The organism is Paenibacillus sp. FSL L8-0644 (assembly GCF_038008165.1).
Lineage (GTDB): Bacteria > Bacillota > Bacilli > Paenibacillales > Paenibacillaceae > Paenibacillus > Paenibacillus polymyxa_D.
The window spans coordinates 218,176-237,227 of sequence record NZ_JBBOYN010000001.1 but is presented as its reverse complement, the minus strand read 5'-3'; the positions used below and the strand labels follow the sequence as shown (position 1 = coordinate 237,227).

Sequence of the window (19,052 nt, the reverse complement as noted above, 5' to 3'; positions counted from 1 at the left end):
CTTGTTATTCATCTTCTGTATTCGTACTCTTCTTGTATTGTGCAAATAAAGCATCCAGGTCGTCCTTCGTTCCTGCCCGAAGCTCAGCTATAGCCATCGCCTCATCATACGCTCTGTTCACCTGCTCTTCCATAACCTCAAAAGCAGAATTCTTGCTACCTATAGAATTCAAGGTTTGCTGTGCTTTGGCAACCGCCATCTTCCCTTTAAGTTCAGCGTGCCGCGCTTCTAGTTGCCCCATATCGGACACCAACTTCTCCTGCATTTTCTTCATATTTACGGCGTTTGTCGAAGCTACATCATAGGGGGTTTGTAATTGTTCCAATTTCTCCGCCTGCAAACCTTTTCTCTCCAGAAACTTTCGAGCTTCCTCTTCATTACCAGCTTCCACAGACTTACTGGCATAATGCTGGAGCTTTTCGATCTCGGCTTTGCATTCATCCAGTGCTCTTTTGGCCCTTCTCTCATCAGCCAATACCGATACCGTCTCCGCTTTCACCTTGCCTAGATCACTGTTCAAATTCCGCATATAATCATCAATGGTTTTCTCTGGATCTCCCACCTTATCCATTAAGGCGTTAACATTCACTTTCATAATATCCCTAAACCTCGACAAAATTCCCATGATGACCTCCTTCGAAAGGACTACATCCCACCATATCATACATCAAATCCGGTAAAAAATGTTCATTATAGCTCTATATACTGACCCACTGATCACTTTCGGATGTGTGTTCGTTTTATGATAAAAGCAAAGGGTCCAAAAACCCGCGACAGATTTTTGAACCCCTTTATTTTATTGTTCCTGATTATAGTTCTTCATAGGACTTGGGGTCCTGCCCCCAGATCCGTCCATCCTCACTGCTAAATGCCGAAATCATGTTCATTTCCTCTGGAGACAACTCAAAATCAAAAATATCCAAATTCTCCGTTTGGTGTTTCAAAGAAGAGGCCTTCGGGATCGGGATTGCTCCAAGTTGGATATGCCAACGTAAAATCGCTTGTGTATTCGTTTTACCATGAGCAGCAGCAATTTTCCCAATCTCTTCATTCTCCAGCATACTGTGACCACGACCCAAGGGGCTCCACGATTCCGTCACGATGCCCTGTTCAGCATCTTTTGCACGCTGATGTTCCTGATTAAATAATGGGTGCAATTCAACTTGATTTAAGCTCGGCGTGACACCTGTTTCCCGAATTAAACGTTCATTATGCTCGGGCAAGAAATTGCACACCCCAATGGAACGGATATAGCCCCTTTTCTTCGCCTCAATTAACGCCTGCCAGGCTTCAACATATCGATCAATTTGGGGATTCGGCCAATGGATTAGGTACAGATCATAATAGTCCAGACCTCCTCTATATAATGACTCTTCGATCGTTACAATGGCTTCTTGGTAAGCATGTCGGCGACCTGGTAGTTTGGAGCAAATCAACAATTCTTCTCTGGGCACAGAGCTCTGCTGGACCGCTTTCCCGACAGCACCCTCATTTTCATAGTTGAACGCTGTGTCGATCAGACGGTAACCTGCATCAATCGCGCTGGTAATTGCCCTCACTCCGTCTGCACCCTTCAATCCAGCAGTCCCAAATCCAATGACGGGCACTTTAGTCCCATCATTCAATACCTTCTCCGGAATTTGTTGGTTCATATTAACAGCCTCCTTTACTATTCTCTTATACCGCAACACCTTTAATGCTCAGAAAAATACAGCAAATGACTCGGTTCCTCCTATACTTATTACCCACCAGTTCGTGACTTTCCTATTAAATTCTCTGTATGCTACATCAAAAAGTGCCTGATCCCCGTTGAAATCATACTTGAATTCAAGGAGTCAGGCACTCGTATACCGCTACCAAATCATATATTCCACTTCATGCTGAATTGCTTGGTTGTCCAACACAAAGTTGAAGCGTCTTAATTTTTATTTCAAGCCTTTCCATACCCAGTTCTCTACCTCTGGCAAGTCAATGCCCTCTTCGCGAATGAATTGATGATGTTTCTTAACCGTAGCATCCATTTCATCCACAATGTTGGTGTACTTCCCAGCGTCAGGTAAGTTGAGAACAGCTTCCTTCACTAAGTCAAAACGATCCATTTGATTCAATACACGCATATCAAATGGTGTCGTAATATCGCCGTTCTCACGGTAACCATGTACATGCAAGTTATGATTGTGACGATCAAAGAACAGATCTTTGATCAGACCTTCGTAACCATGGAAAGCGAAAACTACTGGTTTATCCTTTGTGAAAAAGTGATCAAACTCGGCGTCAGATAATCCACGCGGGTCTAGTTTTTGACTTCTCAGTTTCAGCAAATCTACCACGTTGATGTACCGAATCTTCAATTCAGGCAGTTTTTCATGCAAAATGGAAATCGCAGCTAAACTTTCAATCGTTGGCTCTGTACCAGCAGAAGCAATGACAAGATCAGGTTCTCCACCTTGATCTGTACTTGCCCAGTCAATGATCTTCAACCCTTTATCCACCAATTCCTTCGCTTCATCAGCAGTAAACCATTGTGGACGTGGGTGTTTGGACGAAACAATCAAATTGATCTTTTGACGGTCGTTTAAAATGGTGTCGAAAACAGCCAACAAGGAATTGGCATCCGCTGGCAGATACTCCCGAATAAATTCCGGTTTTTTATCAGCCAAATGACCCAACAAACCTGGATCTTGGTGTGTATACCCATTATGATCCTGTTGGAACACCGTTGAAGTTGCTACGACATTCAATGATGGGATATCTGCACGCCATCCTTGATCCGTTGCTTTACGCAGCCACTTAAAGTGTTGGGTGATCATTGAGTCAACCACACGCAGGAAAGCTTCGTAACTTGCAAAGAAACCATGACGACCAGTTAACACATAACCTTCCAGCAATCCTTCAGCCTGGTGTTCGGATAATTGGGAGTCAATTACGCGGCCATAGGACGACAAAAATTCATCATTAGGTTCAATAATTTGGTCCATCCATTGGCGTTTGGTTACTTCAAAAACAGGAGCCAAGCGATTAGACATTGTTTCATCCGGTCCGAAGATTCTGAAATTACGATTTTCTTCATTTAAGACAACCACATCTTTAACGTATTTCCCTAAAACCGACATATCTTGCGCAATCACTTTACCAGGTACGGAATTATCCAGCGCATAGTTACGGAAATCCGGTAACTTCAAGTCTTTAATGAGGTTACCCGCATTCGCAACAGGGTTCATTCCCATACGTTTATCGCCTGTAGGCAGAATTTCAGCAAGCTCAGAGTTTAAACGACCGTTTTCGTCGAACAATTCCTCTGGTCTGTAGCTATTCAACCATTCTAACAAAGCAGGTGCGTGCTGCATATTTTTTTGATCAACCGGAATTGGAACCTGATGGGCACGGAATGAATTTGTATTCGGCACGTTGTCCCATTCCTTTGGACCCGTCCAGCCTTTAGGTGAACGGAATACAATCATCGGCCACGCTGGACGAGTAAGATCATTATTTTCACGCGCATTCTTTTGAATAGCTTCAATTTTCTCGATGGCCGTATCCAATACTTTCGCCATTTCTGGATGCATGTGATCCGGATTTTCACCTTCAACAAAGAATGGCTCCCAGCCCAAACCTTTAAAGTATGAGGTCAATTCTTCTTTCGATTGACGAGACATAATCGTTGGGTTACTAATCTTAAAGCCATTCAAGTGCAAGATTGGCAGCACTGCACCATCCGTGATCGGGTTGATAAATCTGTTAGAGAACCACGAAGCGGCTAGTGGACCCGTTTCAGCTTCGCCATCACCAATAACAACAGCCGAAATCAGATCAGGATTATCCAGAATGGCACCTACACCATGAGAAAGGGAGTAGCCTAATTCTCCACCTTCATGGATAGATCCAGGTGTTTCAGGAGCAGCATGTGAAGCAATACCGCCAGGGAAAGAGAATTGTTTGAACAATTTCTTCATACCTGGGATATCTTGCGTAATTTGCGGATAGATTTCGGTGTAACTTCCATCCAGATATGAATTTGAAACCATAACCTGACCGCCGTGACCAGGGCCCTCAATGTAAAGCATGTTCAAATCATATTTATTAATAACACGATTTAGATGTGCATAAATAAAGTTTTGTCCTGGAATTGTGCCCCAGTGTCCAATAGGCTTAACCTTCACATCTGAATCTTTTAAAGGCTCTCTCAACAAAGGATTATCTTTTAAATAAAGCTGACCTACCGAAATGTAGTTCGTTGCACGCCAATATGCATCAAGTTTTTCTAAATATGTTTTAGATGAATAATCTGCTAACACGGGTGATAATGACATGGTGTCCACTCCCTAAGTAGTATTGTTTGTAATTTATTTCCGGAAATTTCATCTACATGTACATCATAACGCCGCGCCGATTAAATTCAACCTTTTTCACAAGTGATACGGTCCAATTTTGTGAAATTTTGAACATACTATGAAATATAAATTAAAAAGACAGTAAAAAAGCTCTTACATTAAAATATATAGAAGTATAAACCAATAAAATTTGTAATAAACGTTGCAATCGCAGGCTCCAATCCTTTTCTCAAAATTATAAAAAAAAGACCGGAGAATTCTCCAGTCTTATCATTAGTGAACCGATACAAAGGTATTAAATTTTAAATATTTGTAATGAAATCGCATATGAGAAAACTCAAATGGCGTACCGTTATCTAAAAAGAACACACCTTCCATAATACCTACAGGCTCATTTTCATTTAAATTTAGCAGCTTTTGATCATTCTCTTGGGACGGTTCTGCAAAAATAGATAAAAAAGATTTGGTGACGGCCAAGTTCCGTGAGTCTTCCAAATAATTAAAAATGGACCCCTCGATAATGGTCTGATTTAAATTTTGGACAATTTTAATGGGGATATAGCCCGTTTCAATCATAAAAGGATCATCATCAAACAAACGTAAGCGGACAATTTTGTATACAAAATCATGAGTCTCCAAGAACAAATCGCGCTGTAATTCTTCTGTTGGCGGAATGACCTCAAAACTCAGTACTTTGATTTTTGGCTTTTTACCATGCATTTGAAAATTATCAGTGACTCCTAGATTAGAGCCTTCGTAGTTAAAGATAGATTCATTTCTTATGTATAATGGATTAATAAATGTCCCGGAACCTTGTTTTTTAAAAATAATTCCGACATTCTCCATTTTAGTCAGAGCACGTTTAATTGAACTACGACTAACCTGGTAAGTCTCACTAAGACTACGTTCATCTGGCAATCTCATATCTGCAAACTTTCCAGCAAAGATTTTCATCTTGAGATCGTCAATAATTTGCTTATAGACAAATTGTGTCATATAGTACTCCTCTTTCAGGTCTTCTATAACTCCATATAGTTTACCATAACTTGCCCATTTCATCTCTTGTTTGTTTCTGTATGCTAAGGGGGGCTTTCAACGGATGGGAAGCGCCCTCGCTTTTACTTTACATCTCTATGCATAATACCATGATTACACATACATAACACCACTGATCGCACCTGCAAAACAGCAGAAAATACAGCCCACCCCACCTTAACTTCTGCAATAAGACCAAGCCTGTTTCGAACCTTGAGGGATGTTTGACTAGACCAGGCTAAAATCCTTGAATACATTGTTATTATTTATCTTGTTCAAACGTTTTCTAATAAGAAAGGTGGGGGGGGATCACATTGGCAATCCGCTACAGCGTCATCATTCCAACCTATAATCGAGTCCAGCAATTGTTGCTTACACTCGCTTCATTTGAGACACAAACCTATCCAAAGCAACTATTTGAAGTCATTGTAGCTGATGACGGTTCTACAGACGGAACGAAAGAAATGGTCGAAGGCTTCAAAGCATCCTATCCTCTTATCTATGTGTCACACCCGGAACAACGCGGTCGATCTGCCGTTCGAAATTTGGGACTGCGCCGTGCAAAAGGGCTATACATCATCTTCTGCGACGCTGACTTTGTAGTATTACCGGAATTTATTAGGATCGTGAGCCGTTATCACCGTAAATATCCCAAGTCCGTGCTTTCAGGCATTCCTCACTCGTGGGACGATGCTTTTACCCATTATTACCCTGACTTTTCCCCTGAAGAAAAAGAACAATGTCGCAACATACTTACGCAGTCCAACTTATGGAATGCTGACTATGAAGCAGCAAACGAAATTACTCCGATCATAACCCCAGAAGATATCCTTCACCAAACGGGTGCACTGTCTAAAGTAGTTAGTCCCACAAGGGTTCCTCCGAATACGCAGAAACAATTTGCCTCAACGGACGTAGCCCCCTGGATGCTGCTGGTTACTCGTTGTGTAGCCATCAGACGCAGTCACTTGATTCGTATTGGAGGTTTCAATGAACGGTTTGTGCTCTATGGACTCGAGGACTGGGACCTTGGCTATAGACTACATCGCTTGAAGATTCCTTTTTATTGCATCAAAGAGGTGGTCGGATATCATCAGGAACATCCAACCTATCTTAGAGGTAACGTGTTAAATACGGAAAATCTGAGAATCATGTATGAAACCTACGGATTCCATGACTCCTCGTTAAATTTATTTGCCCTTATCCCTCCATCCGAGGATTTTGAGACCTACAAAAATACATTGCGGGTATTGCGCAGGGGATTCCGCTCTAGGTTAACACGCTCATCAGCACTGTTATTAAGAAGAACACTACACATTGCAGCCAAACAGTTCTACGATCAAAGCCATACTCATGCATACAAAAAATCATTACACTTAATAAAAAGGAAAGCAGCAAACCGGAAAAGTCGAGTCGCTCACGTATTACGAGAAATGCTGGTGAAGTCTGAAAAGCTGGTGGAATAGCAAGAGGCCGGAAGAGCACGAGACACATGAATTTTTCCCGTAATAAAAAGACTCCTCCATCTGAGCGCAGGCCAAACTCGGCAAGCTATCTTATGGAAGAGTCGTATGCAACTTTTACTTACTTTTGTTTTTCCGTTAATGTTCTCACTTTAATAGGATGCAGATTCGCCTCAATTTGAGCCCGCTGCGGTTCATACCACTCTGGCAGCATTAATTTCTGCCCCATAGATTCAGCAGGTTCATCGTTAGCAAATCCCGGTGGATCTGTAGCAATTTCAAATAGGATGCCGCCCGCTTCTCTGAAATATATAGCATTAAAATATTGGCGGTCTATGATTGGAGTCGGCTGATAGCCATAATGCTGGACTGCGCTTCTCCATTCTTCATGTTGTTCGAAGTCTTTTGCACGCCATGCAATGTGATGTACCGTGCCTGCTCCACCAAAGCCTAGACCTATTTTGGCGAGTGGGACATCCACGATGTTGCCGATTTCTCCTACGGACTGATAACGCGCATATTCGGCGTCTTCAGCGATTTTCGTAAATCCGAGTATGCTCTTCAATGCATCCATCGTTCTCTGTGGATTGACACTAAATAGCACGGCACCTCCAAACCCCTCAATTGCTTTATCGGCTGAAATGCCACCGTAAGACCAAGTACTATTCGCTCCCTCTTCACGTTCAACAAGCTCAAGACGTAAGCCCTCATTATCCTCAAATTGAAGATATTGTTCAGAAAAACGGCTCGTTTTCGTAACTTGAATATCAAAGCTTTGCAAACGATGCTGCCAAAAATCAAGTGAACCTGGGGGTACTACATACGAGGTTATGCCCACCTGGCCGCCTCCGATTCGTCCTTTGGGGGTTCCTGGTGCAGGAAAAAATGTAATGATCGTTCCAGGACTTCCTGCACCGTTACCAAAGTACAAGTGGTAAACCTCAGGAGCATCGAAGTTGATTGTTTTCTTCACTAACCGAAGTCCCAGGACGCCGGCATAGAAGTCGAAGTTTTCCTGCGGATTACCGGCGAAAGCTGTAATATGATGGATACCTGTAGTTTGAAGCGACATATGAAACCCTCCTTTAATCGTAGGAACCTTTATTTTTTGTTATTGATGACTTTTAATGACCTAACATCATGTTTTATCTAAGTATTGCATCAATGGAATATGAACCTGCTCCTGTCAACGCAATACCGATTACAACTGCAATAAGAACTAGCGGATATTCATAGCCATTAGCCGTTGCCCAGATCCCGTTTTGGCCATGTACTTTGAAAATTGCTCCGAGCATAGTCGCCGTAATCAACAATACAGCCAGTGGAGTGAGCAATCCTACAGCAAATAGAGCTCCTCCCAACAATTCCATCAACCCAGCAGCCACTGCCATGAATACTCCGGGCTTAATGCCAATCGATTCCATCCAACCGCCCGTACCCTTTGGACCATAGCCGCCAAACCACCCAAAAAGCTTTTGCGCTCCATGCCCCACCAATAACAATCCAACCACCAAACGTATCAATAACAATCCACTTGCCAACATAAGAATCACTCTCCATATTATATTATTTTAAGATTATTAAATTAGAGATATTAAATAAAATTAAATCTATTGCTTAGTGACTCGAGCCTGTTCTTTTCTAAGTTTTTCAGGAGTAACATCATCTCCATTCGGATCATAGATCGTAGCATTCAAGAGAATGCTTTGTACAGAGCCCCGAAAGATTTGAAGGTATTCTTTGCGAAGATCGGTTTGTTCCATTTTTTCGATTTCAGTTAACCCGATTTCTTTTGCTTTTTTTGCGAGCTGATTAATTCTTTCTAAAATTGTAATCATGTATATACCCCCCTATTCAAAATTTTATGATTGTTTTTGTCTTTAATTTATTTATCTTGATATAAAGATATAATACTTTTCTATCCGTGTCAACAGTTTTTCGAAAAGAAAAGCAGCCAGAACACTTAGAGACACCTTTAAGCTACAAGTTGTGTAAAACCTCTTCAACTCAATTGCTAGAGCCACAATAAAAAGCCACCAACCAGAATCACTGGCTGATGGCTTTCTTGTCTTACTCAAATGGAGGCGAGGGGAGTCGAACCCCTGTCCGAAGATAACGACACATAAGCTTCTACGGGTGTAGTCACAGTTTTGATGTCACCCGAGTATCGCCCCGTAACCGGCTTAATTTGGGTCAGCTGGATTAAGTATTAATAGTTCATTAAGCTTTACATTAATGCGTCGAGTAACTTCACCAATCGTGATATCATATTCTCCAACACTTAGTGGATATATCCACTCATCTTTTCCATAGACGATTCCCGAGTAGGTAAAGGTATTGTCTGCTCTTCTTATGGACAGATATGGATTTGACAAGGGTTTACCCTCAGCATCTTTGAATACGAATTTAACAAATCCACCGTAGCCAACCAGGTTAAAATCAGCTGTTTCATAAACACTAGAAGTAACACTCACATCTGATTTGGAACTTTTAATATACCCATTGGCAAAGGCATTCAACGTATATTTTCCGGAAGGAACCGAGAGAGTATATTCCCCATATACATCGGTCGTAGCTGTCCATAATTGATTGTACGTACTAGCAATTACCGTAGCTTGCTCCACTGGATAGCCATCAACTCCACTCACCTTACCTTTTATTACACTTCCAGCTTTAGAGTTCATTGGGTCAAAAATGTATAATTTATTTAGTTCAACATCAACAAGACGAGTGACTTCACCAATTGTAACGTTATATGTCCCAACACCTAAAGGATAAACCCATTCGTCTTTCCCATAAATTACTCCTGAGTAGACGGTGCTATTATCCATTCTTTTTATAGATATCATTGGATTTATTAATGCTTTGCCATCAGTATCTTTAAATACTAATTTAACAAATCCACCATACCCCACCAAGTTAAAATCAAATGTATCATACGCACTTGAAGTCACACTTACATTTGATTTTGAATTATCTACATAGCCATCTGCATAAACGCTTAATGTATAAATTTCTGAAGGAAGTAATAGTGTGTATTTCCCATACACATCCGTAGTCACCGTCCAAGATTGGTTATACGTGCTAGCTGTTACGGTAGCATACTCCACTGGCATACCCTCAATACCGTATACGGAACCTGTAACACTGTGGACAAGTTCATCACCAGGGAAATTCACCTCAACTGGTATGAGCTTATCATCAAGTGTACCATCACCTAACTGTCCATAATCGTTGCCGCCCCAAGCCCAGACCGATCCATCTTTTTTTATTGCTAGTTGATGACCGGGGTATTGGGCGTATGTTTTAGATATTTGAGTGACATCTGTTAATTCAACTGGAGTCACTTCAATTTGATTAGTGAATATGTCTTCTTTAATTAATACAACTTTCCCATCTGACTTCAATGCCATTCCATTTGATATAGCTACAATGTTATCTAGATTTTCAACTTGTGTAGGAGTTGATCTATAGTCATCCCAAACCCAGACAGTCCCATCCGCTTTAAGTGCCAGTGTAGCTAATGTAGAAATATTAGCGAGTGCTTTTACATTTTCTATTCCTAAAATTTGTGTTGGTGTGGTCTGATAATTTGAACCATTAACTAAGTATCCCCACTCCCACACAGTCCCATCTGATTTGACAGCTTTTGATTTTTCATAACTACCTGTGATAGAAATGACATTTGACAAATTTTTCACTTGAACTGGAGTATATTGATCAACATAAGATCCATCCCCCAAAATTCCATATGCGTTATAGCCCCAAGTCCATACTGTTCCATCTGATTTTAAAGCCAGTGAATGATGACTTCCAGCTGATATAGAAATTACATCATGTAGATTATGTATCATTACAGGTTTCGATCTGTAAGTATTTGTTCCGTCGCCTAGCTGACCTTCGCTGTTATATCCCCAGGACCATACAGTTCCGTCTGATTTCAAGGCAAGCTGAAAACTATTCATCCCACCAACAACTTTCGTTATTTCACTCACATTTGGAATCTTCACTGGAATTTCAACAAAGTTAGGGTAACCAACCAACTCGCCTCTTTCGTTCAACCCTGATCCCCAACCCCATACAGTTCCGTCTGATTTAACTGCATATGACCTGAGGGAGTCAGCTGCAACATTAATGAACTGATGTGAAGGATTAGATGCAGATATTTCGTTGGACGAAGCATAGACAAAACCTGAGTTATTAGAAGTCATCATAAATAACATTAAAAGTACCATGGTTATCAATCTAAATTTTTCAAACAGGTTAGACATCTCTTTCAGACCCCTTTTAGTAGATTGTGCAACTCAGTTATGAATTAATTTAACGGTTACTACTACTTAGTCGGTAATGGCAACACCTCTTCACTACAAAATCAGATACCCCAATATTCCCACACGATAAATACTCTGTCAAAATATTTTGTCGTCCTAGCTATATCACCTTATATCTGAATCTATCGTATTCGATGGCAGAGAAAATAGAAGCCATCGAGCCGAAGTGGTCCTCCCTTTTCGAGTCCACGAGAAAAAACGGACACCGAATGGTGTCCGTTACTGATACTACGTATGGAGGCGAGGGGAGTCGAACCCCTGTCCGAAGATAACGACACATAAGCTTCTACGGGTGTAGTCACAGTTTTGATGTCACCCGAGTATCGCCCCGTAACCGGCTATACGTTGGGTCAGCCTGATTATCTTCTTCAGCTCACCGCAGGCGGAGATGAGACAGCGTATCCCACTATTTGTTAGCCCCTATCCCTGTCACATGGGCGATGCAGAGTAGAAGCACGCACACAGTTTCTTAGGCTGCGAAAGCGTAGTTGTTTTGTTGTTTGCCGTTTAATAGGCTTTAGCGTTGATGAAGCGGACGCGTCCCCACTACCCGCTACCCATGCTCGAACTATCCCCGTCGAATCCATAAACGCCCCCTTATTATAAAAGGGCTCCACGGATAAATCCGGAAATACCGGAGCATAAGCATGCATAATACCAAAAGCTGAATCCTAAGATTCAACACTCGAACAAAGTTAAAAGCTTTAAAACTGACTACTTCGTTAGTATACCATATTACAGGCCATTACGAAACGAAATGAAGCCATCGAAGCCTTATAAAATAGCACCATTAGAGGAACAAGTAACTTCTCCACGTAATTTGTACCATAACTAATAATACAATAACTTATCTCGCAATTTTCTGCTTCTCGCGCAAAGCGCGTTGGATATCACGTTGTGCATCGCGTTTAGCGGCAGCATCACGTTTATCATACTGCTTTTTACCTCTACCCAGTCCGAGCAAAAGCTTGGCATAACCATTGCGAACATAAATCTTTAACGGAACAATCGTGTAACCTTCCTGTTTGGACAGACCGATAAGCTTGCGAATCTGCTCTTTATGCAACAGCAGCTTACGCGTACGCGTCGGATCGGTAGGATTATTACGATTACCTTGCTCAAAAGGACTGATATGCATATTGTGAATATGAATTTCGCCATTACGGATCGTAGCAAATGCATCACTTATATTGGAACGACCATTTCGCAGAGACTTAATTTCCGTTCCCGTTAATACCATGCCCGCCTCGTAGGTGTCCTCAATAAAATAGTCATGGGAAGCTTTTTTGTTCTGGGCGAGCACTTTCCCGTCTGCCTTCTTACCCATGAATACCACTCCTTATGAATAACGTAATTCACTCTTGAAATCCAGGCATCAAAATCTGGCTACAAAGAGCCACCTAGAAATATATTGTAACAAATTTCAGATGGTAAAAGCAAGAAGGGTCAAGCCTTCTACATTTCTAACTAACACTAACATCACACTTAAAACAAGGCGGCTTCTATCCGTTACTGCAGACAGAAACCGCCTTTATACCTAAGTCGCATGATTAGTTTCATCCCCTGCCACGAAAGAAGACTCCTGCCTTCTAGCAAGCAAGTATAGCCACCTACTTCTTCTTTTTCCGCACAAAGCCAGCGGTGCTATTGCCGCCACTTCCGCCCTTATTCTTCCGTTTGCGTCGTGCTGCGCCTTCACCGTTTGGTCTGGCATCACTTCCTGGTGTAGCTGCTCCGCCGATGAAAATACCGCTGGCAGACGTCTTCTTCCGTCGCTTGCTTGCCCCGGATGCTGGCGAGTTATACCCGCCCTTGCCACTGCCAAAGCCGAAGCTGCTAGCTGAACCAGCTCCTGCCCCGTTCCCACCGCCGCGCCCTGAACGGCCTGCGGTGCTAATGCCTCCGTTACCTGCGCCAGCCTCTTTTGGCTTCCCGGTAACATCACGACTGCCTTTACCCTCTTTGCCAGTCTTATCCTTGCCGCCCTTGCGGTCACGCCCTTCTCGGCCTTTGCCTTTACCACGGCTCTCGCCACGCGCAAAGCCTCCGCCCTGTCCTGTACCGCCAGTCCGTTCACGGCGTTGCCGTTGCTTCATATCGACAAGTTCAAAGTCAATTGTGTAATCTTCCATATTTACACGCGCGACCCGAACCTTAACCTCATCTCCAATGCGGAACACCTTGGAGGTGCGTTCGCCGATCAACGCCATATGCTGCTCGTCAAAATGATAATAGTCGTCCGTAAGCGCACTCAGTCGCGTCAGACCCTCCACTGTATTGTCGAGCTCTATGAACATTCCGAAGCTGGTTACACTGCTGATGATTCCCTCGAATTCCTCGCCGACCTTATCCAGCATGTACTCAGCCTTTTTCATCTGCTCTGTATCACGCTCTGCATCCACAGCTACACGCTCACGCTCGGAAGATTGCTGCGCAATATCAGGCATACGTGCAGTCAAATATTCCTGACGTTCGGCTGTTAAAGCCCCGCCATTCTCCAATACCTCACGAATGACACGGTGAATCACCAAGTCAGGGTAACGACGAATCGGCGATGTAAAATGAGAGTAATATTCCGCTGCTAGTCCAAAATGACCTGTCGACTCCGCATCATACTTTGCCTGCTTCATCGAACGCAGCATCATCGTGCTAAGCACGGTTTGCTCCTTCGTACCCTGAATGTCTTCCAGCAACGTTTGCAGTGCACGCGGATGAATGGAATTCCCTCTACCTTTGATCTGATGCCCAAAATTAGCTGCGAAAGCCATAAAGTTTTGCAGCTTCTCTGGATCTGGGTCCTCATGAATCCGGTACAAGAAAGGTACTTTGAGCCAATGGAAATGTTCAGCTACCGTTTCATTGGCCGCCAACATAAACTCTTCAATAATTTGTTCAGCTATCGTACGATCCCTCTTCACAATATCGACAGCTTTACCTTCATCATCAACAATCACTTTGGCTTCATCAAAATCAAAATCAACTGCACCTCGGCGCATTCGATTAGCACGCAGCTTCAATGCCAATTCCTTCATCGTGCCGAATACATCAACCAGATCCTTGTACCGTTCCATCAGTTCAGCATCTTCCTCTTCGAGGATTTTGCGAACGTTAGTGTACGTCATCCGTTCCTTCGTTTTAATTACACTGGTGAAAATATCATGCTTTACAACCTTCATATGCTCATTGAATTCCATCTCACAGGATAAAGTCAGTCGATCCACCTGTGGATTCAAAGAACATATTCCGTTTGAAAGTCGATGTGGAAGCATAGGAATGACACGGTCAACCAAATACACGCTACAACCGCGGTTATATGCCTCCTGATCCAGCTTGGAGTTCTCACGCACATAATACCCTACGTCGGCAATATGAACGCCCAGACGGTAATTTCCGTTCGGCAAGCGCTCTACATTTACAGCATCATCCAGGTCTTTGGCATCCTCACCATCAATGGTAACAATGATCTTATCACGCAGATCGCGCCGCCCCTGACGTACAATCTCTTCTTCCGTAATCGCGTCGGGAGCATTCTCGGCTTCCTCTGTCACTTCATCTGGAAAAGCTTCCGGAAGCTGATGCTTGCGAATAACGGACAAAATGTCAACGCCTGGATCATCCTTATGACCCAAAACCTCCAACACTTCGCCTTCCGCCGCAGCTCGTCCTTCTGGATAGCTCACAATGCGCACAACGACCTTTTGCCCGTTCACAGCTCCGTTGAAGCTATCCTTTGGAATGAAAATATCCCGGTTAATGCGCTTATCATCCGGCAAAACAAAACCGTATGCTTCGTGGCTCTGAAACACGCCTACTACTTGAAGCACTGCGCGCTTCACGATCCGTACAACTTCACCTTCTAATCGACCGCCCGCAGGTCCCTTCGAGGACACTCTTACCAGTACCGTATCTCCATTCATCGCACTCTTTAAATCATTGGCATGAATATATACATCCGGGTGCTCCCGGTCCTCTGGAATCAAAAAAGCAAATCCCTTGGCATGAGCCTGCAAACGCCCACGCTGCAAATCCATCCGTTCCGGCACGCCATAACGGTTTGTGCGGGTCAGCAGAATTTTTCCCTCTTCCTCCAAGGCATTCAAAAGCTTAAGAAATTCACGGAAATCTTCCGCATCCTTAATTTCAAAGTGCTGCTCCAGCTCCTGGTAAGTCATGGGTTTGTATGCGGTCTCGCGCATAAAATCGAGTAGTTGTTGCTCTGTTATCATAATATTGTCCACCTCGGGTGACCTTTAATTTTCAGTAATAAATCCGCATGTCCTTGTTCCTTGTTCCTGATACAAGGCTCTTAATATACTCATACCCTAGTATACACGAATTTAATCGACGGCATCCCTGCCTGTCCAAAATCTAAAAAAAGCCCCCGTTTCCCGCGAAACGAAGGCTTAAGGTACATATTTATCTTATTTTGCAAAAAATGCAACTAAAACAGAAACGATCATGAAACCCGCACCCAAAACAGCAGTTGCGCGTTGTAAAATCAAATCCATACCGCGAGCTTTTGTCTTGCCGAACAGATGCTCAGCACCGCCAGAGATGGCACCGGACAAACCTGCACTTTTCCCCTTTTGCAGTAAAACAACCGCAATAACAGCAATCGAGAACACAACGAGCAGCACTTTCAAAAAGATTTCCATGAAAAATCCCACCTCCTGAGCTTATACATCTGTTTTGCAAAACAACACAGCCTCTTTTATGAAAACATGTACATATCATGTTATAAATAGCCGGAAATTAACGCAAAACACTATTTTTATTCTACCACAGCTTCCAGTAGATAACAACAGCTATAGCAAGTCACTCAGCCATTAAGCCTTTGCAAAGTTATAAATTCTCATACACATCCATAATAACAAAAAACAGACCTGCTCGCGGTGGCGAGTAGGCCTGTTTTATTCATGCGTAAAAGCTTTGAGCGTTCAGACTTCGTGATCATAAACCATGAGTCAAGAGACGCCATCAGCATTTTTGCGCAATATTATTTTTTCAGGTTGTAGAAAGATTTCAGGCCGTGGTATTGAGCCAGTTCACCCAGTTGATCCTCAATGCGGAGCAATTGGTTGTACTTCGCAATACGGTCAGTACGGGAAGGAGCACCTGTTTTAATTTGGCCTGCATTTGTTGCAACAGCGATATCAGCGATTGTGCTGTCTTCGGATTCACCGGAACGGTGAGAGATAACAGCTGTGTATCCTGCACGTTTAGCCAATTCGATAGCATCGAATGTTTCAGTCAGCGTACCGATTTGGTTTACTTTGATCAGGATGGAGTTACCGATGTTTTCATCGATACCTTTAGCCAGACGCTCTGTGTTTGTTACGAACAGGTCGTCACCAACCAATTGGATTTTGTTGCCCAATTTTTCAGTGAGCAATTTCCAACCTTCCCAGTCATCTTCGGAGCAACCATCTTCAATAGTGATGATTGGGTATTTATCAACCCAAGAAGCAAGCAGGTCAACGAACTCAGCAGAAGTGAAGGATTTGCCTTCGCCTTCCAAAGTATATTTTCCATCTTTGAAGAACTCAGTGGAAGCAACGTCCATACCGAGGAATACGTCAACACCTGGTTTGTAACCAGCTTTTTCGATCGCTTCGATAATAGTGGACAGAGCTTCTTCGTTAGATTTGAAGTTAGGAGCAAAACCACCTTCATCACCAACAGCTGTGTTCAAACCTTTGGAGTTCAGTACGGATTTCAGGTTGTGGAAGATTTCTGCGCCTACACGCAGAGCTTCTTTGAATGTAGGAGCGCCTACAGGCAGAACCATGAACTCTTGTACGTCAACGTTATTGTCGGCATGAGCGCCACCGTTAACGATGTTCATCATTGGTACTGGCAATTGTTTAGCATTGAATCCGCCCAGGTAAGTGTACAGTGGCAAGCCCAGAGCTTCAGCAGCAGCGCGAGCTACAGCCATGGATACTGCCAGAATTGCGTTTGCACCCAATTTACCTTTGTTATGTGTACCATCCAATTTGATCATCAGCGTGTCGATTTCTACTTGGTTCACAGCATCCAAGCCGATTACTTCAGGAGCAATAATTTCGTTCACGTTTTTAACAGCTTGCAGAACGCCTTTACCCAGGTAACGGGATTTGTCGTTATCACGAAGTTCTACAGCTTCGTGAGCGCCTGTGGAGGCACCGGAAGGAACGATAGCACTACCGATAGCACCGGATTCCAGATATACTTCAACTTCAACCGTAGGGTTACCACGGGAGTCGAGGACTTCGCGAGCGTACACGTCAGAAATAATAGTCATTTGTACTTAATCTCCTTTGTGAATCATGATTTATTGGTCAAGCCTATACTTATTAAATCAAGCTTACTTGCGGGATGCAATCATAGATTTTCCTGTCATTTCCGCAGGTTGCGGAAGTTGCATCAAATCCAGAAGCGTTGGAGCTACGTCAGCCAATATTCCATGCTCACGCAAAACGATATTTTCGTCAGTCAAAATGAACGGAACCGGATTCGTTGTGTGAGCTGTGAACGGACGTCCCTGCTCATCAATTTCCATATCCGCGTTACCATGGTCGGCAATGATAATAACCACGCCACCTTTGGCTTTAACCGCATCTACAACACGTCCAACACATTCATCCGTCGTCTCTACCGCCTTAATCGTTGGCTCCAGCATACCGGAGTGTCCAACCATATCCGGATTGGCAAAGTTCAGGATAATCGCATCATGCTTGTCGGCTTCGATTTCCTTAACAGCAGCATCCGCTACTTCATACGCACTCATTTCCGGCTGCAAGTCATATGTAGCCACTTTAGGCGAGTTGATCAAAATACGAGTTTCGCCAGGAAGCTCCACATCACGTCCGCCACTGAAAAAGAAAGTAACGTGCGGATATTTTTCAGTCTCGGCAATACGCAATTGCTTCTTGTTGTTTTGAACCAACACTTCACCAAACGTGTTATCCAGATTTTTCGGTTCGTAAGCTACAAAGCCCTCAACCGTTTCGCTGAACAACGTCAGGCAAACAAAGTGCAAATCTTTAGGCCATTTCGGGCCACGGTCAAAACCACGGAAGTCCGCGTTTGTAAATACCTGAGACAGTTGAATCGCACGGTCAGGACGGAAGTTGAGGAAGATAACAGAGTCATTGCTTTCGACCAGCCCTACAGGACTTCCGTCAGCCTTCACAATAACAGTTGGCTCCACAAATTCGTCGAACACTGATTTTTCATACGATTCTTTCAATGCTTCCATTGGATCTGTGTATTGAGGTCCTTCTCCGTATACGATTGCACGGTAAGATTTCTCTACACGTTCCCAACGTTTGTCGCGGTCCATAGCATAATAGCGTCCTTGTACAGTCGCAATTTTACCTACGCCCACTTCTTGAATTTTAGCGATCAGCTGCTGCATGAAGCCTACGCCGCTGTCTGGCATAACGTCGCGTCCATCCATGAAAGCATGAATGTACACTTCTGTTAGGCCTTCTTTTTTCGCCAAGTCCAGCATAGCGAACAGATGGCTGATATGGCTATGCACGCCGCCGTCGGACAGAAGTCCGTACAGGTGAAGTTTCGTGTTGTTCTTCTTGGCATGTTGCACTGCTTTAACCAGTGTTTCATTGTCGTAGAATTCACCTTCACGGATGGACTTCGAAATACGAGTCAAGTCTTGATATACGATACGGCCTGCGCCGATGTTCAAGTGACCCACTTCAGAGTTACCCATTTGTCCTTCCGGCAAACCTACTGCTTCGCCAGAAGCCGTCAGCGTCGTATGAGGATACTGTTGTAAATACCGGTCGTAATTCGGTTTGTTGGCCTGTGCAACCGCATTGCCTTCCACGGTGTCACGCAGTCCGAACCCGTCCATAATAATTAAAGCTACCGGTTTTGGTGCTGTCATC

14 protein-coding genes and 1 other RNA gene are annotated in these 19,052 nt (G+C 43.4%); 1 reads left to right on the top strand and 14 read right to left on the bottom strand.

Going from position 1 to position 19,052, the window contains the following annotated elements; all coding sequences use genetic code 11:
• Nucleotides 1–4: 4 nt before the first annotated feature.
• From NSS94_RS01040 to NSS94_RS01025, 4 genes are all read right to left on the bottom strand, one after another.
• Nucleotides 5–625 (bottom strand): PspA/IM30 family protein, encoded by a 621-nt coding sequence (locus NSS94_RS01040; protein WP_341038317.1) that lies wholly within the window; start codon nt 623–625, stop codon nt 5–7.
• Nucleotides 626–809: 184 nt separating this feature from the next.
• Nucleotides 810–1,652: an aldo/keto reductase gene (locus NSS94_RS01035; protein WP_341038316.1), complete on the bottom strand. Its 843-nt coding sequence runs from the start codon at nt 1,650–1,652 to the stop codon at nt 810–812.
• A 273-nt stretch (nt 1,653–1,925) separates the two neighbouring features.
• Nucleotides 1,926–4,310, bottom strand: a complete 2,385-nt coding sequence (locus NSS94_RS01030; RefSeq protein WP_241113452.1) for a phosphoketolase family protein — start codon at nt 4,308–4,310, stop codon at nt 1,926–1,928.
• Nucleotides 4,311–4,604: 294 nt separating this feature from the next.
• Nucleotides 4,605–5,327, bottom strand: a complete 723-nt coding sequence (locus tag NSS94_RS01025; RefSeq protein ID WP_341038314.1) for a GntR family transcriptional regulator — start codon at nt 5,325–5,327, stop codon at nt 4,605–4,607.
• A gap of 353 nt (nt 5,328–5,680) precedes the next feature.
• Between NSS94_RS01025 and NSS94_RS01020 the strand changes: the two genes are divergently transcribed.
• Nucleotides 5,681–6,832: a glycosyltransferase gene (locus NSS94_RS01020; protein WP_341038312.1), complete on the top strand. Its 1,152-nt coding sequence runs from the start codon at nt 5,681–5,683 to the stop codon at nt 6,830–6,832.
• Between the two features lie 118 nt (nt 6,833–6,950).
• On the opposite strand, the gene NSS94_RS01015 is transcribed toward NSS94_RS01020, so the two are convergent.
• The 10 genes from NSS94_RS01015 to gpmI form a co-directional block, all read right to left on the bottom strand.
• Complete coding sequence (locus tag NSS94_RS01015; protein ID WP_341038310.1) at nt 6,951–7,901, bottom strand: ring-cleaving dioxygenase; 951 nt, start codon at nt 7,899–7,901, stop codon at nt 6,951–6,953.
• 73 nt (nt 7,902–7,974) lie between these two features.
• A complete protein-coding gene (locus tag NSS94_RS01010) occupies nt 7,975–8,373 on the bottom strand; it encodes a DoxX family protein (protein ID WP_340884004.1) in 399 nt (132 codons plus the stop codon).
• A 66-nt stretch (nt 8,374–8,439) separates the two neighbouring features.
• Nucleotides 8,440–8,667 carry a DUF896 domain-containing protein gene (locus tag NSS94_RS01005; protein ID WP_340884002.1) on the bottom strand — a complete coding sequence of 76 codons (228 nt, stop codon included), beginning with the start codon at nt 8,665–8,667 and terminating at the stop codon, nt 8,440–8,442.
• Nucleotides 8,668–9,012: 345 nt separating this feature from the next.
• Complete coding sequence (locus NSS94_RS01000; RefSeq protein ID WP_208332763.1) at nt 9,013–11,100, bottom strand: carboxypeptidase regulatory-like domain-containing protein; 2,088 nt, start codon at nt 11,098–11,100, stop codon at nt 9,013–9,015.
• Nucleotides 11,101–11,392: 292 nt separating this feature from the next.
• Nucleotides 11,393–11,757: a transfer-messenger RNA gene (gene ssrA / locus NSS94_RS00995) on the bottom strand.
• Nucleotides 11,758–12,007: 250 nt separating this feature from the next.
• Nucleotides 12,008–12,487 (bottom strand): SsrA-binding protein SmpB, encoded by a 480-nt coding sequence (gene smpB / locus NSS94_RS00990; RefSeq protein ID WP_013308270.1) that lies wholly within the window; start codon nt 12,485–12,487, stop codon nt 12,008–12,010.
• A gap of 283 nt (nt 12,488–12,770) precedes the next feature.
• Complete coding sequence (gene rnr, locus NSS94_RS00985) at nt 12,771–15,386, bottom strand: ribonuclease R (RefSeq protein ID WP_340884001.1); 2,616 nt, start codon at nt 15,384–15,386, stop codon at nt 12,771–12,773.
• A 195-nt stretch (nt 15,387–15,581) separates the two neighbouring features.
• Nucleotides 15,582–15,815, bottom strand: a complete 234-nt coding sequence (gene secG / locus NSS94_RS00980; protein WP_013308268.1) for a preprotein translocase subunit SecG — start codon at nt 15,813–15,815, stop codon at nt 15,582–15,584.
• 341 nt (nt 15,816–16,156) lie between these two features.
• Nucleotides 16,157–17,443, bottom strand: coding sequence for a phosphopyruvate hydratase (eno, locus tag NSS94_RS00975; protein WP_013308266.1), 1,287 nt, complete (start codon nt 17,441–17,443; stop codon nt 16,157–16,159).
• Nucleotides 17,444–17,506: 63 nt separating this feature from the next.
• Nucleotides 17,507–19,051 (bottom strand): 2,3-bisphosphoglycerate-independent phosphoglycerate mutase, encoded by a 1,545-nt coding sequence (gene gpmI, locus NSS94_RS00970; RefSeq protein WP_013308265.1) that lies wholly within the window; start codon nt 19,049–19,051, stop codon nt 17,507–17,509.
• Between the last annotated feature and the right edge of the window lies 1 nt (nt 19,052).